General features: G+C 44.7%; 23 protein-coding genes. 9 read left to right on the top strand and 14 right to left on the bottom strand.

Annotation, left to right across the window (positions count from 1 at the left end):
• Positions 1 to 28: 28 nt before the first annotated feature.
• The gene (gene gntH / locus AC3CH3_RS06950) at positions 29 to 1,654 is read right to left on the bottom strand and encodes a guanitoxin biosynthesis MBL fold metallo-hydrolase GntH (RefSeq protein WP_017068281.1); all 1,626 of its coding nucleotides are present in this window, start codon (positions 1,652 to 1,654) and stop codon (positions 29 to 31) included.
• A 193-nt stretch (positions 1,655 to 1,847) separates the two neighbouring features.
• Between gntH and AC3CH3_RS06945 the strand changes: the two genes are divergently transcribed.
• The 3 genes from AC3CH3_RS06945 (at position 1,848) to AC3CH3_RS06935 (ending at position 3,732) form a co-directional block, all read left to right on the top strand.
• A complete protein-coding gene (locus tag AC3CH3_RS06945) occupies positions 1,848 to 2,687 on the top strand; it encodes a LysR family transcriptional regulator (protein ID WP_488538049.1) in 840 nt (279 codons plus the stop codon).
• Positions 2,688 to 2,785: 98 nt separating this feature from the next.
• A complete protein-coding gene (locus AC3CH3_RS06940; protein WP_488538048.1) occupies positions 2,786 to 3,505 on the top strand; it encodes a hypothetical protein in 720 nt (239 codons plus the stop codon).
• 59 nt (positions 3,506 to 3,564) lie between these two features.
• Positions 3,565 to 3,732 carry a hypothetical protein gene (locus tag AC3CH3_RS06935; protein ID WP_488538184.1) on the top strand — a complete coding sequence of 56 codons (168 nt, stop codon included), beginning with the start codon at positions 3,565 to 3,567 and terminating at the stop codon, positions 3,730 to 3,732.
• 191 nt (positions 3,733 to 3,923) lie between these two features.
• On the opposite strand, the gene AC3CH3_RS06930 is transcribed toward AC3CH3_RS06935, so the two are convergent.
• From AC3CH3_RS06930 to AC3CH3_RS06880, 11 genes are all read right to left on the bottom strand, one after another.
• The gene (locus AC3CH3_RS06930) at positions 3,924 to 5,396 is read right to left on the bottom strand and encodes a lytic polysaccharide monooxygenase (protein ID WP_488538162.1); all 1,473 of its coding nucleotides are present in this window, start codon (positions 5,394 to 5,396) and stop codon (positions 3,924 to 3,926) included.
• A 370-nt stretch (positions 5,397 to 5,766) separates the two neighbouring features.
• Positions 5,767 to 6,081 carry a DUF6559 family protein gene (locus AC3CH3_RS06925; protein WP_488538047.1) on the bottom strand — a complete coding sequence of 105 codons (315 nt, stop codon included), beginning with the start codon at positions 6,079 to 6,081 and terminating at the stop codon, positions 5,767 to 5,769.
• A gap of 90 nt (positions 6,082 to 6,171) precedes the next feature.
• Positions 6,172 to 6,930 (bottom strand): vitamin B12 ABC transporter ATP-binding protein BtuD, encoded by a 759-nt coding sequence (gene btuD / locus AC3CH3_RS06920; protein ID WP_488538046.1) that lies wholly within the window; start codon positions 6,928 to 6,930, stop codon positions 6,172 to 6,174.
• On the bottom strand, positions 6,917 to 7,912 hold the full coding sequence (gene btuC / locus AC3CH3_RS06915; protein WP_004734896.1) for a vitamin B12 ABC transporter permease BtuC: 996 nt from the start codon (positions 7,910 to 7,912) through the stop codon (positions 6,917 to 6,919). The genes btuD and btuC overlap by 14 nt, the downstream gene beginning before the upstream one ends.
• A gap of 133 nt (positions 7,913 to 8,045) precedes the next feature.
• Positions 8,046 to 9,074 (bottom strand): succinylglutamate desuccinylase, encoded by a 1,029-nt coding sequence (locus tag AC3CH3_RS06910; RefSeq protein WP_065205363.1) that lies wholly within the window; start codon positions 9,072 to 9,074, stop codon positions 8,046 to 8,048.
• A 268-nt stretch (positions 9,075 to 9,342) separates the two neighbouring features.
• Entirely contained in the window at positions 9,343 to 11,139 is a 1,797-nt protein-coding gene (locus AC3CH3_RS06905; protein WP_488538045.1) for a M3 family oligoendopeptidase, read from the bottom strand.
• A 133-nt stretch (positions 11,140 to 11,272) separates the two neighbouring features.
• Positions 11,273 to 11,890, bottom strand: a complete 618-nt coding sequence (gene cobC / locus AC3CH3_RS06900; RefSeq protein ID WP_019824079.1) for an alpha-ribazole phosphatase family protein — start codon at positions 11,888 to 11,890, stop codon at positions 11,273 to 11,275.
• Between the two features lie 9 nt (positions 11,891 to 11,899).
• Positions 11,900 to 12,493 (bottom strand): bifunctional adenosylcobinamide kinase/adenosylcobinamide-phosphate guanylyltransferase, encoded by a 594-nt coding sequence (cobU, locus tag AC3CH3_RS06895; protein ID WP_488538044.1) that lies wholly within the window; start codon positions 12,491 to 12,493, stop codon positions 11,900 to 11,902.
• Between the two features lie 26 nt (positions 12,494 to 12,519).
• Positions 12,520 to 13,326: an adenosylcobinamide-GDP ribazoletransferase gene (locus AC3CH3_RS06890; RefSeq protein ID WP_488538043.1), complete on the bottom strand. Its 807-nt coding sequence runs from the start codon at positions 13,324 to 13,326 to the stop codon at positions 12,520 to 12,522.
• The gene (cobT, locus tag AC3CH3_RS06885) at positions 13,326 to 14,354 is read right to left on the bottom strand and encodes a nicotinate-nucleotide--dimethylbenzimidazole phosphoribosyltransferase (protein ID WP_488538042.1); all 1,029 of its coding nucleotides are present in this window, start codon (positions 14,352 to 14,354) and stop codon (positions 13,326 to 13,328) included. The genes AC3CH3_RS06890 and cobT overlap by 1 nt, the downstream gene beginning before the upstream one ends.
• A gap of 44 nt (positions 14,355 to 14,398) precedes the next feature.
• Positions 14,399 to 15,010: a flavin reductase family protein gene (locus AC3CH3_RS06880; RefSeq protein WP_488538041.1), complete on the bottom strand. Its 612-nt coding sequence runs from the start codon at positions 15,008 to 15,010 to the stop codon at positions 14,399 to 14,401.
• Positions 15,011 to 15,667: 657 nt separating this feature from the next.
• Here AC3CH3_RS06880 and AC3CH3_RS06875 point away from each other — a divergent pair.
• Together AC3CH3_RS06875 and AC3CH3_RS06870 are read left to right on the top strand one after the other, a co-directional pair.
• Positions 15,668 to 16,363 (top strand): NAD-dependent epimerase/dehydratase family protein, encoded by a 696-nt coding sequence (locus AC3CH3_RS06875; protein WP_488538040.1) that lies wholly within the window; start codon positions 15,668 to 15,670, stop codon positions 16,361 to 16,363.
• Positions 16,364 to 16,548: 185 nt separating this feature from the next.
• On the top strand, positions 16,549 to 17,922 hold the full coding sequence (locus AC3CH3_RS06870; RefSeq protein ID WP_017077997.1) for an L-cystine transporter: 1,374 nt from the start codon (positions 16,549 to 16,551) through the stop codon (positions 17,920 to 17,922).
• 105 nt (positions 17,923 to 18,027) lie between these two features.
• On the opposite strand, the gene AC3CH3_RS06865 is transcribed toward AC3CH3_RS06870, so the two are convergent.
• Together AC3CH3_RS06865 and AC3CH3_RS06860 are read right to left on the bottom strand one after the other, a co-directional pair.
• Positions 18,028 to 18,420 carry a GlcG/HbpS family heme-binding protein gene (locus tag AC3CH3_RS06865; protein ID WP_488538039.1) on the bottom strand — a complete coding sequence of 131 codons (393 nt, stop codon included), beginning with the start codon at positions 18,418 to 18,420 and terminating at the stop codon, positions 18,028 to 18,030.
• A 9-nt stretch (positions 18,421 to 18,429) separates the two neighbouring features.
• Positions 18,430 to 19,440, bottom strand: coding sequence for an aldo/keto reductase (locus AC3CH3_RS06860; protein WP_488538038.1), 1,011 nt, complete (start codon positions 19,438 to 19,440; stop codon positions 18,430 to 18,432).
• Between the two features lie 132 nt (positions 19,441 to 19,572).
• Between AC3CH3_RS06860 and AC3CH3_RS06855 the strand changes: the two genes are divergently transcribed.
• The 4 genes from AC3CH3_RS06855 to AC3CH3_RS06840 all read left to right on the top strand — a co-directional run bounded on the left by AC3CH3_RS06855 (position 19,573) and on the right by AC3CH3_RS06840 (position 23,955).
• Positions 19,573 to 20,457, top strand: coding sequence for a LysR family transcriptional regulator (locus tag AC3CH3_RS06855; protein WP_428783450.1), 885 nt, complete (start codon positions 19,573 to 19,575; stop codon positions 20,455 to 20,457).
• Positions 20,458 to 20,816: 359 nt separating this feature from the next.
• Complete coding sequence (locus AC3CH3_RS06850; protein ID WP_488538037.1) at positions 20,817 to 21,578, top strand: YdcF family protein; 762 nt, start codon at positions 20,817 to 20,819, stop codon at positions 21,576 to 21,578.
• A 464-nt stretch (positions 21,579 to 22,042) separates the two neighbouring features.
• Positions 22,043 to 23,515, top strand: coding sequence for an aerolysin family beta-barrel pore-forming toxin (locus tag AC3CH3_RS06845; RefSeq protein ID WP_488538036.1), 1,473 nt, complete (start codon positions 22,043 to 22,045; stop codon positions 23,513 to 23,515).
• A gap of 218 nt (positions 23,516 to 23,733) precedes the next feature.
• Positions 23,734 to 23,955, top strand: coding sequence for a hypothetical protein (locus AC3CH3_RS06840; RefSeq protein ID WP_017059142.1), 222 nt, complete (start codon positions 23,734 to 23,736; stop codon positions 23,953 to 23,955).
• Positions 23,956 to 24,059: the final 104 nt, after the last annotated feature.

Raw genomic sequence — 24,059 nt, 5'->3', positions numbered from 1 at the left:
GGCAATATCAGCCCTCACTACAAATACCCTATTTGTTGTCTGTTCCTGCTCCTTCACCAGGCTCAGTTGGACGACTTACCGACTTGCGCTCAAGGTTGTGGTGAGCACGCACTCTATCCATGTATTCTTGCTTGGTGTTCATACCTTGCTTCATTGCTTCTGGTACTTGTTCAGCTGGGATCACGATGTCACGGTCGACTGGCCACTCAGTTAACAGCTCTGGATGGTAGCCTTCTGGGTAGTACAGTTTTGGATCCAACTCTAAATCACGAATCTCTTGTTCTTGTATGTCTTCACGGCTGTTTTTCGGTAATGGAATTCTAAAATCAGACCCATCTGCCATATCAAATTGCGGCGCTCGCGCATTCGGGAAATCAGGTAAAATACCTTCACGAACCCACGCGTTATCTTTAGTCATGTTAACGACAATGCCATCTGGCGCACCGAAGTGGTAAGGCCCTTGCCAATGGTGGCGAACCTCTGCAACGGTTTCCTCATTGAGATATGGGTCGAATGTCATGTGCGTTGTCATGAACAAGCGCGGTTGTACTTCATTCGCCACATAACCCGCCGCGTACGCTGGTGTATGGTGAGTATCAACGGTGTAACGTGCTAAGAATGGCGGCACACCTTGAATAATCGAAGACACACCAAACGTTTCGGTTTGCAGCTCAGTAATGAACAAATCTGCACCTTTCGCATATTTCAAATCCAACTCGGTTGGGCGACCGTCTCCTGTCCAAACAAACGAAAGCACTCGACCGTCATCTTGAGTCCAATTCAAGCGGTAACCAGACGCGCCATCTTTTGCGTGACTGCGTCGCCAGTGAATCACTTCCACATTGTCTTGGTCATAGATAACGCCACCGTCGTCGCGGAAATCAAACTCGTGTACCACTATGTCGTTGCCTGATGGGAACACATCAAATGCATCGGTGTGCCAGTTCAACATTTGCTGCATGCCTTCAATCATATGACGAGTGCCATATTCTGGAGTCGCACCACTCGGACCATAAATGTTAAGCGGCTTTTCCCAGCGACCATTCCAACCACCAAATTGATACAGGTAAGGTAACGAGCCGTAATGGTCTACGTGTAAGTGAGTAATGAAGATATGGTCGAGTTCATTCATCGCGACACCCGCCGCTACGTAGTTCGCAATTGATCCTTCACCTAAATCAAAGACAAAGTTAGAGCCGTTACCCAGTTCTACGTATATCGAGGTGTTTGCCTGCCCCGGGCGAATCATTGGTGATGTTCCCATGAACGTAACACGCATTTCATCCGGTTGAACTTCTTCAGTGCGTGGGAACCAGTTGGCACCCGACACCATGTGATCGCCATAAGGTGCAATGCCCTCAAACATCAGGCCTTCTTTCCAACCTGAATTGGTTTCTTTGCGATAGTCACCATTGTTTACACCGCCCATTAACACAGAAAGCACTTCTTCTTCTGAAGAGTACAAGTTCCCCTTAGGTTGAGTGCTCAGATACTCTTCAAGAGTTTCACCCTCGTGATATTCAAATTTCTCGAGTTTTTGAATATCAGAGTTAGTCTGCTTGGTGTTGTATTGCATCATTGGGTCAGCAGCAAAAGCGGTTGTCGTGATGATCATTGCTGTAGAGATGATTGATAATTTTGCGAAAGTTCTCATAGTTTCACCTATCGGTCTGAGTATTTAGTAAATGAATGAAGTTCCTTCCTCACTCCGATGCAAACAAGTTTATTAATAAACAGAACCTTGATATATAGTGTAAAATTTACTTAAAACCTCCATTTCATTTATGAGTTAACAACGACCCCACAATGATCTGGATGAGTGGCAATAAGAATAGAGGGAACTGAATTTGGACCTTAATCTACTGACGACATTTTTGGCCGTTTACAAACACAGCTCTATCACCGTGGCATCAGAGCAGCTCGATATTTCTCAACCCGCGGTAAGCGCGGCGATTAAGAGACTCGAAGGTGTCGTGGGCAAGGCTTTATTTGTGAGAGAAGGACGAGGTATCGCGCCCACTGGAGCAGCGGTATCACTCGCTAATAAGGTAGAAGACCCATTGAACATCATTGGAACGGTTGAGCAGCAAAAGAATGACCTGAAGGTCTATTGCACAGAGAGCTTGCTTCATTTCGTTAGCCAGGTTGAAGGCGTAAGCTTCACGGAAGCGCCGCTCGAAGAAGAAGAACTGTTTGATGCGCTTACTGCACAAAAAGTGGATATCGTCATTGATGTACTTTCTAGTAAGAAACACTCATTGATTGAAGAAACCATCGTCGATGAGGAGCCCGTGTGTCTGACTCGAATCAACCACCCTCGAATTGGTGAGAAACTAAGTAAAGAAGAGTATTTCCAAGAGGAGCATATTGCGCTCAAGATCAAACGCGCTAACATGAACACAGTCGAGTTTTTATCAGAGAGCGATATCGAGCCGAGAAAAGTCAGAATTGAAACCAGTTCAATTTCAAGCATGCTGATTTTGGCAAGCACGACAGATTATATCGCCGCTTCTACTCGTTCTTTTGCAGAAATGCTCGCACCTGCGCTTGGCTTACGCGTTCACCCGATCCCCATCAAATTAAGACCGATCACGTTTCGAATGCTTTATCACCGCCGCTATGCTAATGACGAGCAACACATCAAAACCCGCGAAGCAATCAAATCGGCATTAAGAAAACATAAATGAAACTGAGGTTTTAACTAAAGTTAACCCCATTAATATAAATTCCGTTTAATCACATACTCTCCAGCAAGTTAATTCAATAGAACGACACTGGAGAATCCATGAAAAAGCTTAACCTTATTGCTCTACCACTTACGTTACTCAGCAGCGCAGCGTTTGCGACTTCGACTCAAGTTTACATCGAACAAAACGTTGCCTCTAATGCTGCTGATAACGGTGTCTACACCACAGAAGCTGGCGCATTAATCGATACCTCAGAAAATGGACAAGTCTATATAGGTTTTGATGACCAGGGTTGGTTGGCAGCGGGTTACGGGCACGATTTTCACATCAGCGAATCTTTCACGTTCAACTTATACGGTGAACTTGGTAAATGGGACAACGGTGAAGAGTTATTAATCGAAGGTATTATCGATTATCAAGTGAACGACAACTTCAATGTATTCAGTGGATTGGGATATAACCAGTCAGGGCAAGTACTCGAGAATGTAAGCGACACTACGGTCAACACCAATAAGTTCATCGCCGGTGCGGGGTACTCACTCGAAGGCTGGGATTTAGCTTATCAATACACTCACGAAAACAGTGATGGATCCAATGGCGGGTTTACCCATGACGGTGACAATGTCTATTTTCATCAAGGTGACTACCGTACCAACGAACACGAAGTCGTTCTCTCTAAGAGCATCGACGATTGGACACCCTACGTGAAATACACCTATTTCAACACCAACGAAGGTGACCTTTACTTGAACGGCCAATCGATGGGCCCGATCGACAACGACAGCATCATCACACTTGGTTTGTCTTACGACTTCTAAACATCTCAGATTCAATTCTCATAGGCAGATGGATTTGCCCAACTTTCGAGAGCACTACTATGAAAATGACTCATCAACGTAACAAAGTCATTAATATCGCTGCAGCGATCAGTATCGTTTTGTTTTCTGCGATTCCCACCTACGCTAACAACGACGAAGCCTATTTTACCGCTCCGGATCAATACGAGTGTTGTTTTGATGATAAAAGCGAAGAGCTCCATATCTAAGAGGTAACAAAGACAGGCCTAAAACCTGTGCCCCACCTCATAGCAAACTGACTTAAGCATAATCAAACCTATTTCATTAGAGGGATTACTTCCTTTAACAAAAAAAACACCACACTCATATGTAAGCGTGGTGTCATGATTATTAATTCCATTGGTTAGTCAAAACGAACAAACGAGTTCAAGCGTTGCGACTAGTGCACTGGACGCCAAACGCCCCATTTGTCATTTTCGTAGGTCGCTTTAGGGTTTGTACCACCTTGAACCCACCATTGCGCTTTCCATGACTGGTTCGAGTAAGTCACTACTTCACCGCCAAGGTAAGTCGCTGATGAATCCCAAGTGCCTGGGTCTGGCGTAGGGTCTGGGTCAGGAGTCGGATCAGGATCCGGCGTTGGATCTGGGTCTGGTGTTACGCCACCGTCATCAGCGATTACTTCGAATGTGAAGGTTTCAACACTTTCGCTTTCAATAGAGCTAGCAATGAACGACAAAGTTTCGTTCGCTGTAATCGCAGTCGTATCAACAACAATTGAAGCCGTTCCGTTGTTCTGAATGCTAACGGCAGAGCCTTGAGTCTGAGTTAGGTTTGCTGCTTCGCTCGTTGCAATCACAACTTTGTCGCCAGCATTAACGACATTGTCACTCTTCACTAATTCGTAGATGTCGCCTTTCAACGGCTCAACACCACCGTCGCCACCTTCAATCAACGTTAACTGGCCTGAAGCACGGCTATCTTTTGAGTTAAAGAAGTTACGTGACGGATCGTTTTGGAAGTACATGTAGTGCTCCATTTCGGCATGCCAGTCACCGATGAAGATCGCACCGTCTTTAAACTCTTCGTGCCAACCGTTGATTTCAGAAGCTAGCAGACGAGCCCAATCGTTCACGTTGCTCGCATCGATCACAATGTCGAAGCTACGTGCGATTTCACCATACTTGTTGATGATGTCGTACTTAACGGTGTCACCAATTTCTGGCGTACCAAACTGGTCAGAAACAAACAGGTCGCCACGGACTAGATCAGGCTCAGGACCTGGCTCTGGTGGAGGGGTTGTACCACCCGCGATAGTGATGTCAGAACAGTTGTAGAAGCCTTCACCCGCGGCATCGTCACGTTGCCAACGTACGTATAAGATTGCGTCGCCAGAGCGGTCTGAAGGAATCGTCACGTTGATACGGTATTTGCCACCGCTTACAGGTACATTCCCCACTTCTTGGATAAGATCTAAGTCCCCCCACGCTAGGCCTTTGCTCAAGTCTGCGTTTGGTTTCGTTAGGTAGAACTCCCAAAATGAAGGATTGTGTGGTGCAGTCGCGTTGAATACATATTCAAACGTACCTGTACTTAGCTCGGTACGCGTCCAGCCAGTATGAGGCGCACCCATACCGCGCTTTTGCGAATCGTTGGCATAACATAGCGTGCCATCAGGAATCGCTGCTTTCACTGCGTTGATGTTGTTGAAATCCTGAATGTTTTTTGCGTATTCGTTACGTTGAACAAACGGGTACGAGCCAGAAATATCTTTCGCTTGAGCACACGCCGCATTCGGTGGTGTACCCGACCAAATTCCGCCTTGCTCGTAACACGTGTTCTGACGTGCGCTTGGAAATTCAGACCAACCATGAGCGTTTGCCACTGACGGCACGCTCGATAGCATAGCCATACCTACTGCTACTTTTAGAATATTATTATTTATTGTTGTCACTTTCCCACTCTCTATTACTTTACCCTAAACACAAAACCAATTGGTTACTAACCAACCAGCACTGTAATTCGAAGGTTTATAGTTTCTGACTTAAAGAACAACGAAAAATATATACGTCAATTTTATCAATAACAGCGGGTTTTATATTGATAGGAATCAGAGTCACACAACTCAAACAAAAGCGTTGTAGATAGATGATGTTGCTTCGAATTATTGGATCTCAGTATTCCGTCTTGATTGGCGCAACATTATTCAAAGTGAATAAAAAAGCGGCTTGATGATTAAGCCGCTTAGGGGATATACAGGATGTTAAATGGTGAGAAAAGATTTAATAGCGGCTATGCATGCCCATGCGATGTGACATGTCGTCGTCCATACGACCGCCCTTCCAAGCCGCTTCCACCCAAGAGGTTGAGCACATCGCGCGCGGTGTGTAATTCTCGCCGCCGAAGAAGTCATTAGACACATCATTGCGTAACAGCTGGATAATGGGAACCAATTCAACATCTAAATCTTGTGGAGCCGCAAACAAAGACAATGCGATTTGTTGCTGGCGTTTACTTAGTTCATGAGTGCTGGTTTCAACTTGTCCGATAGAGAAAAAATCGCGGCTTCCGTAACTCTTTACCATCTTTGCAGACAAGAGCTTAATTACCTTTTTGATTCTTCGTCGGTGAATATATCTAAACATATTTTATCCCTTTACTCACTCGTCTTTAACCCAATAATCCGCTTAACCAAACAACAGATAAGTTTGATTATCGACTGAGATACTTTTGACTTCAGTGTTAAACACAGACTCTAGCTGTTCAGGCGTAAGAACTTGTTCTGCACTACCTGATGCTTGAAGTACGCCTTTGTCGAGCAACAACACTTGGTCTGCATGTCTTAAGGTTCGGTTCAGGTCGTGGTTAGCCATAATAACCGCAATGCCCTTCTCAGCCACTCGTTCGATAAGCTTATACAGCAACGCTTCTTGAGCAATATCCAATGGAGCTGCGGGTTCATCGAGGATCAGCAGCTTTGCGTAAGGATTAAGCGTCGGCCAAATTTGCAGGCACATTCCCGCCAAACGAACGCGTTGCCATTCACCACCAGACAAGGTTTGAATGGAACGATGAAGTTTGTCTGCAATGTCTAGCATCTGGTTGATTTCGTCCAAAGCTGCGTTGATTTCAATATCAAGTCCGTGTGATGAACTTGGCAGTGACAACGCAAGGTATTGGAACACTTCTAAGTTGAAGGCAGGTCTTGCACTTTGACAAAGATAGGCACGATACAATGATAAATCTTGTAGAGACAGTTCAGACAAATCCTGCCCGTCGATCTTTATATCGCCTTTGTAGCCATCACCAACGCCAGATATCGCTTCTAGTAAGGTACTTTTGCCACTGCCATTAGGACCGATAACGTGAGTCACCTGCCCTTGCTTGAGCTCAAATGATAATGGTAGTAAACGAGCGCCGACGCTCAGGCTCTTAATTTGAATCATGATTTTTAATTAACATCCAAATGAAGATAGGCGCACCGATACTGGTGGTCATCACACCCAAGGGTAGTTCTGCTGAATCTAGTAAAGTTCTTGCACAAATATCAGCAAATACAAGCAATGCTGCACCAGCAACGGCAGACAAAGGAAGAAGGTATCGGTTGTCAGTACCAATCGCTAAGCGCAACAAGTGTGGCACAACCAAGCCAACAAAGCTGATCACGCCGCCTAAGGCAACCGCGCAGCCGACTAAAATAGACACAGCGAAGATTAGACGCCAACGTAATCGCGGAACGTTCACGCCTAACTGTGCAGCATGAGTCTCGCCAATCATCAGTTTGTCTAGCTTACTGCCTTGCAAACACAACCAAATAATCACGGGGATCATCACTAAAGTGAGCGAGTGTTGATACCAAGTAACGCCACCTAAGCTGCCCATCAGCCAATACATCAATAAGCGTAGGCTGAGGTCATCACTAAAATAGAACGCCCATGTCACCATCGCACCAGAAAGAATGCCCAACGCGACACCGACTAGCAGTAATTTGGCGGTGGTAAGTCGCATCGTTTTTACCATGCTCACCAGTATCACGGTGAAACAGAGCGAACCTAAAACGGCGGCAATCATGAACAGTTCTGGTGTAGGAGCAAACGGCAAGAAGAACAGTACAATAACCATCGCCAAGCTTGCGCCACCAGAAATGCCGAGCACACCTGGCTCTGCTAATACGTTACCCAATAAGACTTGTAAGCTTGCGCCAGATACAGCCAAACCTGCCCCGATAGCAATCGCTGCTAATAATCGAGGTAAGCGTAAATCAATCAGTAGTTTTTGTTCTAACGTGGACAAGGTGCCCAGAGGGGAAATGAAAAGATCGCCAACCATTAGGTAAATCGCACTCAGCGCGACAAGCAGTGCTGCCATCAGATAAATGGCTCGGGTCCATTTGCGCTGTTTTTGGTGAAGAAGTTGTTGGAAATCCATATCAAGCTACTTTGAAATTGTTCGCGTAACCTTACCTGTATCCCTAAATAAACTCAAGGCTCACACCGTAATGTGAACCTTGATATTTCAACCAGTTGAGCGGTTGTTTTCGTTGCTTTAACCCAGCTCAGTATTAATCGTACACAAGCTGACCGTGGTCGAATCGCGTTTCAACTTCGCACACCATTAAGGCCGCTCGTTGACCGATAGCCACGTTTCGATTCGGGAATACCACGGCTTCGTTTTCATTCTTCGCCATCAATGGCTTATCACCATCATGACCAAATACTTCACCGTGCTTGAACGCGGTAAAGTTCTCTACAGAATCAGAGAACATGAAATCAAAGTCATCGTGCAAACGAACAATAGTGCGGCTCACACGATACATGATAGTTCGCTTAGGCAGATGCTCAGGCTCAGCTTCAGCAATCAAGTTACGCATTGCCAAATCAAAAGCAGTGAGCTTATCAAGTTGGTTCTCACCAATTTTTGCGACCTGACCCAATTCCATTGTCAGTGCTTGCGCTTCAAAGTTTTCAGCGCTGTACCAACTGAAGGTGCTCGTTGGTGCATTCGACAGCAACACAGCTTCAACGTGGGCACTGTTGATGAAATCGAAAAGCTCTTTATTACGTACTTCGTGGCGAACCTTAGGGCTCACCGCGAACGAGTAATGCTTAGATAAACGGATTGCGCAGTGCAGATCTAAGTGCCAACGAGTGGCAGGTACCGTTTCCTTGTAAAACTCAGTAACCAAGAACTTCAAGTTCTTCGCGATATCCACTTCTCGATTACTCTCGTGCTGTTTTTCATCAAACAGACGGTTCATATTCACATCAAGAAAACGAGTATGCGCATTGGTTGCTTCTGGGTGAGCAATGATGAACAAACATCTTGCTGTCACTACTTGGAAGCCTGTTTCAATATCCTCAATGAGCTTATCAATCAGCTCCATTGGTGAAGTTTCGTCGCCATGAACACCTGTTGAAAAGATGATGTTCTTGGTTTCAGAATTATACTCCGCGGGAATCACTTCCAATACACCGCGTTGATGAAGCTTAATTTGAACACCGTTACTCAGTACGGTCTGTCCTGCAACCACTTCTTGCTCAAGATCTAGGCTGTCAAAAAGAAATGATTGGCGAAAGAGGGTCTTCGTCATGCGTTACTCCTTAATTGCACGGCCGTATGTTAATAAATTGTACATGGAAATTGTGTTGCTAGGATCGCACTTATCAATAGAAACTCCGTTATCACTCACAAATACTACCCATATATTTTTATATTACCTGCTGGCTTTACTAACCGACATCTGTTCCAAATAACTTTCTCTATTTAAAGCAACTTTTGGCTGTCTCAGGTTATCTCAGCAAGATAAGAGCCACGTAAGCTAACACAGCTCTTACCTGCCATGAACAGATTGAGATCAATTAATCTTCCTGATCGAGCAATCTTTCAAATTCATCGATTTGAACTTTGACCATGTCGATGCTTTGTTGCCAAAAATCAGCTTGAGTCAAGTCCATTCCTAAGTGCTTTTGAACGACTTCTTCCGCCATCATGCTGCCCGTATCACGAAGCAACGAAACGTAATCGCCGTAGAATTGCTCACCTTTCGCATCGCGCTGAGCGTAAACACCTTTACTGAATAGGTAGCCGAACAGGTATGGGTAGTTGTAGAAGCTCACTTGAGAGATGCTGAAGTGCAACTTGCTTGCCCAGAAGTAAGGGTCGGCTTCTGTCATTGCATCGCCGTACCACTCTTTCCAAGTCGTTTCCATCAGGTCACACAGCTGCTGAGCCGTTAGCTCACCTTTTTCACGCTGCTCGTAGAAGGCTTTCTCAAACTCAAAACGAACGGGAATGTTCACCATTAATGCCAAAGAAGAAGAAAGCTCTTCCCACAGCATTTCAAGTTTCTCATTACGTGTTTGTGCTTGCTTCAATAGATGGTCACGAACGATGTTTTCAGCAAAGATCGAAGCGGTTTCTGCTAGCGTCATTGGGTAGCGTGTTTGACACAACGGCATGTCTTTCATCACCCAGTTGTGGAACGCGTGGCCTAGCTCGTGTGCCAATGTCATTAGGTCAGAGCGGCTGCCACTCCACGTCATAAACACAAGCGGTGTACGTGTCGCAGCAAACTTAGTGCAGTAAGCGCCTAAACGTTTGTTGGCTGCTGGTGCGGCATCAATCCAACCATTCTCAACCATTAATGCGACGAAATCAGCCATCTCTGGATTTACTTCAGCGAAGGCGGTTTTAATCACTTCGATCGCTTCATCAAATGGATAAACCTTAGATTCAGCGTCACCAAGTGGTGGCATGGCTGCTAAATGATTCCAAGGTTTCATTTCATCTAAGCCGTGAACTCTAGCCATCAACAGACCCGCTTTCTGGCCTACTGCGCGATTAGCCTTCGCAACCGACATCATTGTGTCTAGCGTTTCAGGCACAATGCGGCTGCCGTGTAGGCTTGGATCAAGGAAATGCACATCGCTAATCTTCGAGCGCTTTTTGTTTTCAGTCAGTCGCCAACCCGCCAATGCATTTAGGATCGAAGCAAAAGACTCTTGATGCGTCTTCATTGCGCCTTGAACCGCGCGCCATGCCGGTTCTTGTTTGTCGAATTCACTGCCATACAACAAACTCGCGGCTTGTGAAAAGCCTAAAGCTTCGTCTTCGCCGTCTAGCTTTAGCGACAGTTTCAAAGAACCCGTTAGGTTGTCGTATAAACGCCCCCATGCGTCGCGGCCATCCACTTTCATTGCTGCTAAAAGCTGTTCTTCAGCCACACTGAGACGGCTGCTTGATAACTTACGTGAGCTTTCAATCGCGAAGCGTTGGCCTGCAACATCGGCACTCTCGTGTTCTAAAACCGCATCAATAAACTCTGGTTCAGCGTGAATCAGCGTGTCTTCATAAGGGCTGAACGCTTGAGACATTTCAGAGTTCAGCTTAGCGACACGGCCAAGCAGCGCTTTTGCTTCTGTATGAGTCGCGTCTACCGAAGCGTGACAGTTAGCAAAGGTGTTAATTGTGCTCAGTAGCGTGCCTGCCGCTTCTGAGGTCTGGATTGCGTTTTGCATTGCCAGAATGATGTGACGCTTTTCAACATGCAGGTACAACAGTTCAATACACTGTTGAATCAGTTCAATGTCTTGTTCAATTTTTGCATCATCAAGATCGCGATAAGCAATGCTTAGATCCCAACTCGGTGTTGTCATGACTAAATTCCTTTCACGTAGGTAGTAGTGCCTATCTGGTACAGCGGTTATAGACACCGCTTTATACTTCTAATACTTCTTCAATTTACAGATCTAATTAGATGTTAATTCTTAAAACTGTGTTTTTGAACACTCAGAGAACAGGCAGGCCTATCGCTTTGACGCTGATAAAGCTCTGCGCAAACTGAGTGACTTGAATATGGGTTATCGATGCATTCTCTATCGATAACTTCGAGTACAAGCTCGGATTTTTCCAATCAATATCAAGGCAATGCGCCAATAACATTCGAATAACGCCACCATGAGTAACCAGCAATAAATTGTCACTTGGGTTATTCAAAAGTTGCGACCAAGCTTGAGTTACTCTGTCGTGGAAGCTCTGTAAACTTTCCGCACCAGTCAGTTGATGATTTGCAGGGTCTTGCCAAAAGGTGTCTAGCATCGCCCACTTATCTTCAAGTTCATCAAATGCGATGCCGTCCACTTCACCAAAGTTCATTTCTTGAAATTCTGGTGCAACTGACAAAGGTACCGACACGCGTTCTGAATAAAGGGTTGCTAGGTCGCTGCAGCGTCTTAATGGCGAGGTAACCACACCATCAAAAGCCACACCGTGTTGCACCAAGGCTTCACATATTTGTTGTTGAAGTTCTGGATTCACCAACACGTCAGATAAACCATTCAGTGCAGCTTTCCCTTCAACCTTGCCATGCCTCAGCAAATAGATATTTTTGGTTGTTCCATTGACCATGTGTGCGACCTAGATTTGAGTATAAAGCGAATGATTAGATGGTTTTAAGTGCAGTGGCAATCCTGCGGCTATCAACGTAACTCGTTCGACAACGCGAGCCAATGCTTGGTTCATTCGCCCTGCATTGTCTACAAACAAGCGCGACACTTTACCCAATGGAACCACGCCCAAACCGACTTCGTTAGACACCATGATAATGTTTGCAGGGCTTTGCTCTACGCTTTTGACCAAGGCTTCAACCAAAGCTTCGACTTGCTCATTAGTCGCATCCTCACCCAGTTCAAATATGATGTTGTTCAACCAGAGTGTTAGGCAATCAATCAGCACCACATCATCTTGGTTAAACGACTGCAGTTTCGTGGCTAATTCGACGGGCACTTCATATTCAATCCATTGCTCACCGCGACGGTCTTTATGATGGGCGATACGCTCACGCATTTCGTCGTCTAGATAAGTGGCGGTCGCAATGTAATGCAAACGTCCATTTGAACATGCTTCAAGCGCACATAATGCTTGTTGTTCTGCATAACTCGACTTGCCCGAGCGAGCGCCGCCTAAAACAAGATGGCGATGACTCTGATACGCTTGATTATTGGTTGTCATGTGTTGTCCCTGAAGTCCTGAATGCGTTACATAAGGCCATTATAAAAAGCAGCAACGAAAGCAACGTAAATCAATAGTTCCATCAACTGTTGAGCCGCACCCAAGCAGTCGCCAGTAAAGCCGCCAATTCGAGCCATTAACCACTTTTTAAAACCTGTTCTGAACAAATAGGCGACGATAGATAAAATCAAAGCGAACTCAAGACCAAACCATAGACTAGGCAGAACGCCAACAAGCAACAGAAAGACAAGCTCGCCCTTGGTTTGTTTATTGGCTAAAGGCTTGCTTTTACTGGTGTCCAAATCGCTGACATAAGGCATGTCGTAGATAAGGGAAGCCGCAATCGCCCGGCTAAAGGTATAACTCGTGACGATGACCATAAACAGTCCGGTCATGCTTATGAGTTCATTCAATAAAACCCACTTGCCCAGCAAAGCCATGATCAGCGCAGACGCACCATATGTACCAATTCGGCTGTCTTTCATAATGGTCAAACGGCGTTCTAAGGTCATGCCGCCGCCAATACCATCCGCCATATCGGTTAAGCCGTCTTCATGAAAAGCACCAGTGAGCATCAAGCTAAAACTCATCATTAAAAAGATCGCCACCGCACTCGGCAATATGGCATCAAGTAGCAAGAACACACCGCCACACAACACACCAAGTAACAAACCAACCGTTGGAAAGTAGCGACCAGAACGATTCATTCGCTCTGTTGAATAAGGCGTATCCTTCGGCATTGGCAAACGAGAAAAGAAGCCCATCGCCAACGAAAAAAGTTCCCATTGGTATGTGATACTATCTTTCAACGATCTTTCTGGTGCGTCACTCATTAAACCGTGACTCCTGCACTTTCGAAGCTCGCCATATTGTTATAGAACTCCGCTGCCGCTCGGATGATTGGCATAGCTAAAGCTGCACCCGTGCCCTCGCCCAACCTCAGCCCAAGATCAAGCAACGGTTCAGCATCTAGCAGTTCTAATAGGATTTTGTGCCCCGGCTCTTCAGAGCGATGCGCGAAGATCATGTAGTCACGGCAATTCGGTTCAATTAAGGTCGCGACATACGCAGCGACTGAAACGATAAAACCATCGACCAATACTGGAGTTCTGTTTTGATAAGCGCCAAGGAAAGCACCGACCATTTGCACTATTTCGTAACCACCGACTTGAGCTAAAACCGATTTAGGATCGAGTCCTTTACAGCGAGCAACACCTTGCTCAACCACAGCGACTTTTCGTGCTAACTGCTCGTTATTGATACCTGTGCCTAGGCCAACACATTCAACTGCAGACCGATTCGATAATGCACTTAAAATCGCTGATGCGCTGCTGGTATTACCGATTCCCATTTCACCAAACATTATGATATTCGTGCCATTCGAAATGGTTCTAGATACAAGCTCTGTTCCCAGTTCAATCCCACGTTCAACCGTTTCTAAACTCATTGCCGCTTCGTTGGCAAAGTTATTGGTTCGCGTACCTAAGCGCTGAGAAATCAACATGTCGCTGTCAGATTCAACAGGCAACAAAATCCCAGTATCCACGACTGTAATATCGACGTTGTTTATCGCACAGAAGCAATTGATCGCCGCGCCACCGCTTAAGAAGTTCAACACCATCTGTTGTGTGACGGCGCTTGGAGCAATACTCACGCCTTCGTCAGCAATGCCATGGTCGCCAGCAAAAATGATGATACTTGGCTTGTTCAATTCAATGTGTTCGACCGCAGCTTCTTTACCTTGGCTCTGAATCAATGCCAGTTGATGTGCGACTTTTTCTAGTAAGCCAAGCGCACCGAGTGGCTTGGTTTTTTGGTCAATACGGTGTTGGATGTACTGCGAGTATTGGGTATCTAACATAGTTTTTAAAAACGCTTATTCTAGGTACGTTAATTTAGGATCGGCTATTTTGGGCGAGCAACAGAGAACACATTAGAAAGCGTCGCGTATTCACCACCACCAAGTCTCGACAGTGGATCCAATGCCAGCGCATCAATCTTAAGACGTTCACTCTCTTTATCGATCACGTCTTCGGCAATGTACACGGTTTCGACTTGAGCAAAGATAAGGCTTTGTGGCACCTCTCCAACTTCTTTTACTTCGTACAAGGTGCAGCCAAAAGCGACCGCGCACTCTTTTACTCTCGGTAAAGAAAAGCCCTCAAATTCAACCAGCTCAATATCATTCGCGGTGACTTCAGAATCACCATGATCGAGAGTGGCTGCTGTCGCCGTCATGGTTTCGGCAGAACTTGAAGAAGCAATGTGAATCACTAGCTTACCCGTTTCAAGGACATTACGGGTGGTATCTTTGATTTCGCCCGATGGCTTCTTTCCGACCGACAACATCAGTAGCGGCGGATTGCTAGAAACAGGCGTGAAATAAGAGAAAGGCGCTAGGTTATACTCTTGTTCTGAAGATTCCGTCAATGCCCACGCTATCGGGCGAGGAACGACGGTTTGTGTCATCAGGTGATAAATCTGAGTGGGAGCTAGAGTATCAAGCTTGAGGTTCATAGCGCGTCCTTGGTCTATGTGAATTACGACTCAGTTTACGTGTTAAGCAAAGCTGTATCTATGCCTAACTAGCAGAAACCGCAGAGAGTGTTCTTAATTTAAACAGTTCCTGACCGTTTTTTCTCAAATTGAGAATCAAATTGACGCCCCCTAAAACACCAACAAAGCTGATGATAGATTTATCAATAACTTACATTTTGGCATCGTTTATGCTTTATCTAAATTACTTATTAATCTCTCCATTGATAAGTACCCATACAGTGAATGCCCACAACACTGACGCTACATGAAGAAAGACAATCCATTGAAAGACAAAACAGAACAACGATTTAGGAGGTGTAATGATTCCAAATTCAAGTAAGAAAACCAGCAAAAAGATAAGGAAAATCCCACTATCCTTCACCTAGAAAGCAGTAAAGTAAGTAACAAAGCCCGTCGCCCAGCGGGCTTTGTTATGTTTAACGCCTAACTTAAGTTTCAATCCGCATTTATCTTTACCACCGCCATTATGTTTCAAACCAAACGAAATGAAATCTTTTCCAAAAACCGGTCACTCTCCACACACGACTGAGTACTCGTTTAACAAACTTTTATTCGCTTAACATTCAAACACTGTTTATATTAAACAAGCACTTGTGGAGTGAAGAAGGGATTAAAATGAGCATTTCTGGAGACAAAACATCGGTCGTGGTGGCTGGTGCAACCGGGTTAATTGGTCATCATGTGATGAAGTTGCTCATCGATGAACCCGCCGTTGATCATATCTATGCCCTATCTCGCCGAGCGTTAGATTCACAGTTTGATTCCAACAAGCTCCACACACTCATTCACAGCGACCTGCAAGTTACCAGTTGGGATGACACGAATGCGACGCCTAATCTTGGCGTTATCTGCTTAGGTACGACTAAGAAAAAGGCAGGATCAAAAGAAGCGCTTCGCAAAATCGATGTGGAACTGGTTAGCCAAGTCGCACAGTCGATGAAGTTTCTTGGGGTTCAACGCGTAGCGGTCGTTTCTAGCTATGGCGCTTCACCAGATTCCTATTCGCACTACCTTCGCTGTAAAGGACAAATGGAACAAAATTTAAAACGTATTGGCTTCAAGCAGCTTTTCATCGCACGCCCTGGGCCTCTGGTGGGTGAGCGTGATGAACCTAGAGCTGATGAAAAACTCCTGCAAAGTGTCTTTCCTCTGCTGTCTCCATTTATGCTTGGTAAGTTCAAAAACCTGCGCCCTATTCAGTCAGAAGACGTAGCCAAAGCAATATTGTTCCGGTTATTCGAAAATAATTTCCAAAATATCGAAATTTACTCGTCAAGTGACATGCTCAATTTATTGGCAAAATATCGCTAAAAAGCTCACCTATTCATCACAATGTTGAATATCCACCCATCCTATTGAGTGAATATTACTAATCGTTCTAATAAATTACTTTTCCTTATTTTACGTTTTGTTACAGGTCGCTACTGTATCTAACAGTATTCGCGCCCATATATCTAAGCGCCCTATCGATTTAAAGAAATTCATAAGGAAAACAAATGTCATTTTCAGCTATCGCTGCCTTAGCGGTATTCACTGGTATCCTCTTTTTTCTCTACGGACAGCAGAAAAAAGAAAACACACTTTCTCGCCTCGTTTTACTCGGTTTAGTATTTGGTAGCGCATTTGGTCTTGGTCTACAGCTGCTATTTGGTGAAGGCAATCCCATCATCAAAGAGACGCTAGACTGGGTAAACATCGTTGGTCGTGGTTACGTTGGATTGCTTAAAATGGTAATCATGCCATTAGTCTTGGTTTCAATGATTGCGGCTGTAGTGAAGCTTGAAAAAGGCGGTTCACTGGGCAAGATTTCTGGTATCACTATTTCAGTATTACTCGCAACAACAGCGATCTCTGCGATTGTTGGTATTGCAGTGGCTCAAGCATTCGGCCTTTCTGCTGAAGGCTTAACAGAGGGCGCGCGCGAAACAGCTCGTATTGCAACACTAGAAAGCCGCATGGGAAGTGTTTCAGACCTAACCATTCCACAAATGCTGGTTAGTTTCATTCCGACCAACCCGTTTGCAGATCTAACGGGCGCTCGCTCTACGTCTATCATTGCGGTTGTTATCTTCGGCGTTCTAACAGGTATTGCTGCTCGTAAAGTAATGGCTGAGAAAGAAGAGCTAGAATCACCGATCCGTACTTTCGTTGACGCTGCGCAATCTATCGTTATGCGCTTAGTTAAGATGATTATGGCACTCACGCCATACGGCATCGCTGCGTTAATGGCGAAAGTTGTAGCAACATCAAGTGCTTCTGACATCCTAAGCTTACTGGGTTTCATCGTTGCTTCTTACGTCGCAATCATCCTGATGTTTGTTGTCCACGGTGTGTTGGTCTCTTTTGTTGGTGTAAACCCGAAAGAGTACTTCCAAAAAATCTGGCCGGTCCTAACGTTCGCTTTCACTTCACGTAGTTCTGCTGCAACGATTCCACTGAACGTTGAAGCTCAAATCACTAAGCTAAATGTGCCACCAGCGATTGCTAACCTATCTGCTACTTTCGGTGCGACGATTGGTCAGAATGGTTGTGCGGGTATCTACCCTGCAATGCTAGCAGTCATGGTTGCGCCTACGGTTGGTATCGACCCAATGGACATCAACTTCATTCTGTCTCTAATTGCTATCATTACAGTGAGCTCATTCGGTATCGCGGGTGTGGGTGGCGGTGCAACATTCGCGGCACTTATCGTGCTACCCGCTATGGGGCTTCCAGTAACGATTGCAGCACTGCTTATCTCTATCGAACCACTTATCGATATGGCACGTACAGCGCTTAACGTATCTGGTGCAATGACAGCGGGTACGATCACAAGTCGCCTATTGGGTAAGAAAGACAAGCAACAGGATCTAGAACAAGCGAACGCTTAATGGATTCATTAACTTGAGTCTCTTTAAACAAAAAAACCGATGCACATGCATCGGTTTTTTATTATTTGTCGTTTCTAGCTTCAGTTACTTCACAAGCAACAGCGCTTAGAGCACTCGTTGGATCACTTTTTCGGCGAGCGATTCATCGTCATCTTCACTCAATCCGCTGATGCCAATTGCGCCAATCACCCGCCCCTTTATCTCAATGGGAATACCGCCTTTAAAGCCAGTGATCTTTGAGTCGGTCCAGTAACTTAAGTTTTTACCAGTTTCTCTCGCCCAAAAACCTAAGTTACCACTTGGCTGCCTGTCTCTTGCAGACGTATAAGCTTTGTTCTGTGCTAACAACCCTGCTTGTACGCTCACATTATCCATGCGAATAAACGCCAATAACTCTCCGTGCGTATCACACACGCTCACCGCAATTGCTTGTTGATGATGCTCAGCAATATCGAGTGCGCTAGACACCAACTGTTGTGCGATCTTTTGATTCAACATGTTCATTCCTTATGGCAGTGCTTGACCACGTGAGTACACGTATAAGTTGTACCACTCTTCACGAGACAGACTTATCTGAGTCGCTACTGATGAAGCTTTGATTCGCTCTAGGTTTGTGGTGCCAATAACAGGTTGGATACGAGCAGGGTGACGAAGCAAAAATGCCAACACAATCGCTTCACTTTCTACCCCATATTGGTTCGCTAACTGAGCCACGTAGTGCGCCGTCTTTTTCACGTTTTCATGTTCTGAATACAAACCTTGCTCAGCAAATCGACCTTGTGCCAAACAGCCCCAAGCTTGTAGTTGGATGTTATTCATTTGGCAATGCTCTAGCGTGCCTGCGGCGAAGTCTGATTGATGGTGCCCTTGCGAGTTAATCATCACCCCATCATTCAACCAATCCAGTTTGGCTAAGCTCATCTCAACTTGATTCGCGACAATGGGCTGCCCAAGTGCAGATTGCAGGTACTGAATTTGGTGGCTGTTCATGTTCGACACACCAAAGAAATCGACCTTACCTTGCGCATTTAAGTGCTCTAACACTCTTGCCAGCTCATCAAGTTCCATCAGAGGATCAGGACGATGTAATAGCAGCACATCGAGTTTTTCAGTATTCAATCGGTTGAGAATACCGTCTACCGATTGGCTTACCCAATCAGCCGAGAAATCATAACGACCAACATTGCCCTCACCTTCAAAACGAATCCCACACTTAGATTGAATGAACATCTGTTCACGCAATACAGGCGCTTGTTGTAATGCTTGACCAAAGGCTTGCTCGGCTTTGCTGAAGGTATAGATGTCCGCATGGTCGAATAAATTAATACCCGATTCTAATGCTGTGTCGATTACGCTTCGTGTTTGAGCAACATCCGCACTTGTCACTAGATTATCATTCCAGCCACCACCTAACCCCATGCAGCCATAGGCAACTTGGCCGACATTCGGCAAATAATTTGATAACGGGATACTCTTTTTCTCATTCGTTTTGTTTGTAGATTCAATGCTGTTCGTCATATCGATTCTCGCTTAGAAGATTTGCTGACCAGAAATATGCCTCTATCATATTGTTCTTTTTAAAAAACAGAATATGCTAGTTACGAAATGATTGTTTGATATGACGAACAATAGATAGGTAGGAACGCGCAAATGAACGAACACAAAAGAATAGAACGACTGATCCTGTTTGTAGAACTTGCTCAGCAACTCAACTTTACCAAGGCAGCCGAAAAGCTCGGTATCTCTAAGAGCTACCTTTCTGAGCAGATCAAACGTTTAGAGAACGACTTACAGTGCCCGCTTTTGGTCAGAACCACACGCAGTGTTCGTTTAACCCAAGAAGGCGACCGCGCGTTACAACAAGGCTTAACGATTCGCTCGCAAGTCTTACAGCTTGAACGCAGCGTTTCGGAGCAACATGACATCGTAAAAGGTCTATTACGCCTCACTGCGCCAAAGATGTTTACTGAGGTATATCTATTCGATATCTGCCAACAGTTTAGGCAACAATACCCTGAGATCCGCTTCGAGATAAACAGTAGCTACACCAACTTTAATCTCAACCAAGATGATATCGATATCGCGTTTCGCGCCACCAATACGCCACCTGACAACATGGTGGCGAAACACTTGATTAGCTATCAGCATGATTTAGTCGCGACTTCCGGCTATCTTGATCAATTTGGCCGCCCCAGCAATGCCAACGACTTAAATGACCATCAATGCTTAGCAACGCTGCACCAAACCGAGTGGCCTTTAAAATCGGCAAATATTGATGTGTCCGGCTGGCTTTCAAGTAATGACAACCACTTACTTAAGCAACAAGCTATGGCGGGCAGTGGCATCATCCGTATCGCAAGTTATTACGTCGCAAAAGAGGTCGAGCTTGGAGAATTAGAGCGAGTGCTGCCTGATGAATGCCTGCAACAAGGCAACAGTATTTATCTTTTCTATCCGCAAGTTATTTATCCTGCAAAGAAACACCAAGTGTTCGTTAAATTTGTTCAGCATTACTTTGAGAGCTTGATAATTTAAGAACTTGAAAACTGGAGAGCTAGATCATTTAAGATCTTGAAGATTTGGTAGTTTAAGAATATGAAAGCTGAGTTAACGAGTTGAAAAAACGGAAACCGATGAACAGATAGATCAAATAACACGAAATAAGGTTTAAATAACTTTCTTGATTTATATACCTATATTTAGAATGGGATTATCGAACAATAATAAAGCGATTTTTTCGAATGCTCTCATCGATGATTGTTCTTGATAGAAAGAAATCGTGCATTTGTTCAATAATACAATGAGTTATCTATGAATGATTAACATAACTGATATATGATGCACCGCTTCAGTATGACACATCATCTTGGCACCAGTTCGATAACAGGATCCTCATGAGCTTTATTATATTATTACTTCTTCTGCTATTCGTAGGCTTTACACGTTTACTTGAGTGGCGAAAAACCTCTCTGTTTTTATCTCTTGTTCTTATATCGTCATTTGTGTTGATTGGTTCAGGCTTAATTCCTCGTTACTTACTGAACGACCTACAAGCCGATTACGAAAGTAAGCCTGATATCCAATGGTCTGACAATAACGCTATTGTTCTTCTGGGTGCGGGAACGCAGTTAATTAAAAGCACGCAAGAGTTCGAGCCAGCCTTTTTCTCTTTCGGCAGAATCAGCGAAGCGGCAAGCCAATATAAAGATTGCGCCAAAACCCAAACCACATGCGCAGTTATCATCAGTGGTGGCGATGCACAAAATAATGGTGTAACTGAAGCAGAAGTTTATCAACAACAATTGCTGAGACTTGGCGTTCCAATACGTGACATCATTCAAGAGCCAAATAGCGTAAACACTTGGAAGAATGCACAGCTCACTAGTGACCTAATGAAGCATCATAAATTCGATAACATTGTGTTAGTTTCGTCTGGCCTGCATATTCGTCGCAGCGAGCTCTACTTCAACCACTTCGGCTTAAATGTTATTCCAGTAAGAGCCGATTATATGGCAGCTCAAGTTTCGTGGTTGCCACTATGGTACAACTTTGCGGTCACAGATTTTGCTTTGCATGAACAGATAGGCTTTGCTCGTTACAACATCTACAACTTTATGGGTTGGAACAGTAAACGCGAACAGCCAGGTGATGCTTAAACACGTTCAATTGAGTTAACTAGAGCCATATAAAACAAAGATGCAGCAACAACCGAAAGGTTATTGGCTGCATTTTTTGATCCTGCCTATCACAACACCATTTCTCATTCTCATTTACGTCTGTTCTTGCCGTTCGGCAACCATTCCTACTAGCTAATCACTCAGCCAATTTTCCAAATAGCAGGCTACGAAAATGTAAACGTTCAACAATCAGCCATCTTATATTTTGATAGTTGAAACTAATTGAAAACAATCGCAATAATCCTTTATAAAAAAACAATCCAATCAACATAACCAATTGATAATTATAAGTATTTATTTTCAATTCATTTCAGTATTTTTGGCATTGTTTTATATGACAGAGTACACCCCGCTAGTAACCCTCGGCTTTAAATAATATCAATAAAATCTAATAACTCGATTCTAATAAAAATAGCCAAATAATGGCATTTAGGAACTTATTAATGATTAACGTCAGTAGAACCATTCTATTTAGCACTGCCCTATCGGTAATCTCTTTTACTGCTCATGCGAAGATATACTCAGACCAAATCGTCTTAGATAAACTTGGAGAAGATATCTGTCGTTTCGACTATCGCGCTCTCAACAATACAGAAGCTCAAGAACATAAAACAGCACTGATATCCCGCATGAATGTTTGGGACATTGTTGGCCTTCAGCATGATTGGGTGATCATGGGCTCCGGCTATCATGGCCTCATTAAACCAGGTCAACCAAGCGACAAAACCTGGTGCTACCCCAATACACCAGAAGCTGGCTTGCCATACTACGAAGCACAAGCTATTCAAGAGAACAGTAACCTTGAAGTTCAACGAGCTTTAGTCAATGACGACACGAACTTTATCAGGCCGCTAAGTTACTTGGCTCACAGTCTTGGGTACGCTTGGGTTAGCGGCAATAACGGGCGTTACGTCGGTCAAGATATGGCAATAGAGCAACTTAACCATGGTTGGGAGATCAAAGGGAATAACAATGGAAGCTGTACCGGTGAGCGTTGTAATGAGAAGACAACCATCAATATCGATAACTTCTCTTACGAGCTCGATAACACTGCGTTTTGGCACGGCTCGGTAGAAGAAACTAACCAAGAGCTGGTCAACACCCTTACAGCTTATGCTATTAACAATACTGATCAGCCGAAACAAATCGTCGTTGACCTTCATTTTAAGCAATCAACACAATGGAGTAAAACACAGCGCTTCGACCTTGCTGATTCAGTCGTCATTGATGAAACCTTTCATTGGCCGCAAGTTCGAAAAACAGAGGTAAGAGTCGTGCTAGAAGAAGGCCAGCGCTTCTCTGATACCAACAGTGGCTCTCGCTTTGAGCCGACTGACCTACAAGCCATCATCACTGTACCAGCGAACTCAGTACTTCCCTTTCAGGTTGAGTTCTTGCGCTCTACCATTTCATACCCGTACCGTATCAAAACGAGCATGAGTTACGACGTGAACTTCACAGGTTTCCTCCGTTATAGCGGCAATGCGCTAAGCTCCCACCCAACAAACCGCCCTACTGTCTCGCACACCTTTACGATGGGCACCAACAGCGAAAAGCAAGCCAATATTCGCTACCAATGGGACCATCGCTATATTCCTGGAGAGATGAAATGGTGGGATTGGAGCTGGGCAATCAACACCAATGGCTTAAGTAGCATGCAGTACGCCGCAGGTGCCAGTGTCCGTCCTTTCTACACCTATGTTTCAGGCCAGTTTAGTGCTGAGTCACAATATTCTGGAATGATCAATATCGGTACCGAGCACTCTATTGATTCATTTAATGCCATGACACCTCCTGCCGCTTACACAACTTACTACGCAGGTGACATCGAAGTTCTGACTGACTTCGACCCTGCGGCTCTAGCGCAACTGGGTTATAACAGCGCTCAGCTAACGCTTACCCCAATGCAGCAATAAGCCCATAGAAAGTTTCAGCTGTTATTCCAAGCCCTTTGCGTCTGCTCTGGGCTTGATTCGTCTTACATTCTCTCAGTCGTACATCTGCATTAGCCGCTAAGTATTCACTTTCTGAATCGTTTTACATTGACTTAAAAATGAAATCATAACGACACACTAATTTGCGTAACTTAGGGTGCAAATAGGCAATCAGATTACAGTGCCTATCAGGAGGATGTATGAAACCAAATCGATCTACGGTACTCACTGGACATGTAAAACACTGCCCATGTTGTTCTACCGAACTGGTCATCAAAGACCACATTCACGTTTGCCCGCGCAATGAAATTGGCGACTGTTACTTCGATGGCTACGACCAACACGAACAGCGCGCGAATACCGATTTTATCGATCATGCAAGTGCCAATGATAGCCTTGTTTACGGCATGTCAGAACACTGAACGTTAGATAAGATTTGCAGAAGTCATTTCGCGCCAAAAAAAATGCAGCGCCAATCGAGTGATTGTTCGCTGCATTCTTAGATCCTGTAAACTTAGCTAGCCAT

This window comes from Vibrio sp. QJM3NY_35 (assembly GCF_057785915.1).
Note: the sequence above shows the minus strand (reverse complement) of the source record. Positions and strands in the feature narration are given on the sequence as shown.

Coding starts and splice junctions, on each gene's coding strand:
- gntH (WP_017068281.1), bottom strand. CDS start 1,654: ATGAGAACTTTCGCAAAATTATCAATCATCTCTACAGCAATGATCATC.
- AC3CH3_RS06940 (WP_488538048.1), top strand. CDS start 2,786: ATGAAAAAGCTTAACCTTATTGCTCTACCACTTACGTTACTCAGCAGC.
- AC3CH3_RS06935 (WP_488538184.1), top strand. CDS start 3,565: ATGAAAATGACTCATCAACGTAACAAAGTCATTAATATCGCTGCAGCG.
- AC3CH3_RS06930 (WP_488538162.1), bottom strand. CDS start 5,396: ATGGCTATGCTATCGAGCGTGCCGTCAGTGGCAAACGCTCATGGTTGG.
- btuD (WP_488538046.1), bottom strand. CDS start 6,930: ATGATTCAAATTAAGAGCCTGAGCGTCGGCGCTCGTTTACTACCATTA.
- btuC (WP_004734896.1), bottom strand. CDS start 7,912: ATGGATTTCCAACAACTTCTTCACCAAAAACAGCGCAAATGGACCCGA.
- AC3CH3_RS06910 (WP_065205363.1), bottom strand. CDS start 9,074: ATGACGAAGACCCTCTTTCGCCAATCATTTCTTTTTGACAGCCTAGAT.
- AC3CH3_RS06905 (WP_488538045.1), bottom strand. CDS start 11,139: ATGACAACACCGAGTTGGGATCTAAGCATTGCTTATCGCGATCTTGAT.
- cobC (WP_019824079.1), bottom strand. CDS start 11,890: ATGGTCAATGGAACAACCAAAAATATCTATTTGCTGAGGCATGGCAAG.
- cobU (WP_488538044.1), bottom strand. CDS start 12,493: ATGACAACCAATAATCAAGCGTATCAGAGTCATCGCCATCTTGTTTTA.
- AC3CH3_RS06890 (WP_488538043.1), bottom strand. CDS start 13,326: ATGAGTGACGCACCAGAAAGATCGTTGAAAGATAGTATCACATACCAA.
- cobT (WP_488538042.1), bottom strand. CDS start 14,354: ATGTTAGATACCCAATACTCGCAGTACATCCAACACCGTATTGACCAA.
- AC3CH3_RS06880 (WP_488538041.1), bottom strand. CDS start 15,010: ATGAACCTCAAGCTTGATACTCTAGCTCCCACTCAGATTTATCACCTG.
- AC3CH3_RS06875 (WP_488538040.1), top strand. CDS start 15,668: ATGAGCATTTCTGGAGACAAAACATCGGTCGTGGTGGCTGGTGCAACC.
- AC3CH3_RS06870 (WP_017077997.1), top strand. CDS start 16,549: ATGTCATTTTCAGCTATCGCTGCCTTAGCGGTATTCACTGGTATCCTC.
- AC3CH3_RS06865 (WP_488538039.1), bottom strand. CDS start 18,420: ATGTTGAATCAAAAGATCGCACAACAGTTGGTGTCTAGCGCACTCGAT.
- AC3CH3_RS06860 (WP_488538038.1), bottom strand. CDS start 19,440: ATGACGAACAGCATTGAATCTACAAACAAAACGAATGAGAAAAAGAGT.
- AC3CH3_RS06855 (WP_428783450.1), top strand. CDS start 19,573: ATGAACGAACACAAAAGAATAGAACGACTGATCCTGTTTGTAGAACTT.
- AC3CH3_RS06850 (WP_488538037.1), top strand. CDS start 20,817: ATGAGCTTTATTATATTATTACTTCTTCTGCTATTCGTAGGCTTTACA.
- AC3CH3_RS06845 (WP_488538036.1), top strand. CDS start 22,043: ATGATTAACGTCAGTAGAACCATTCTATTTAGCACTGCCCTATCGGTA.
- AC3CH3_RS06840 (WP_017059142.1), top strand. CDS start 23,734: ATGAAACCAAATCGATCTACGGTACTCACTGGACATGTAAAACACTGC.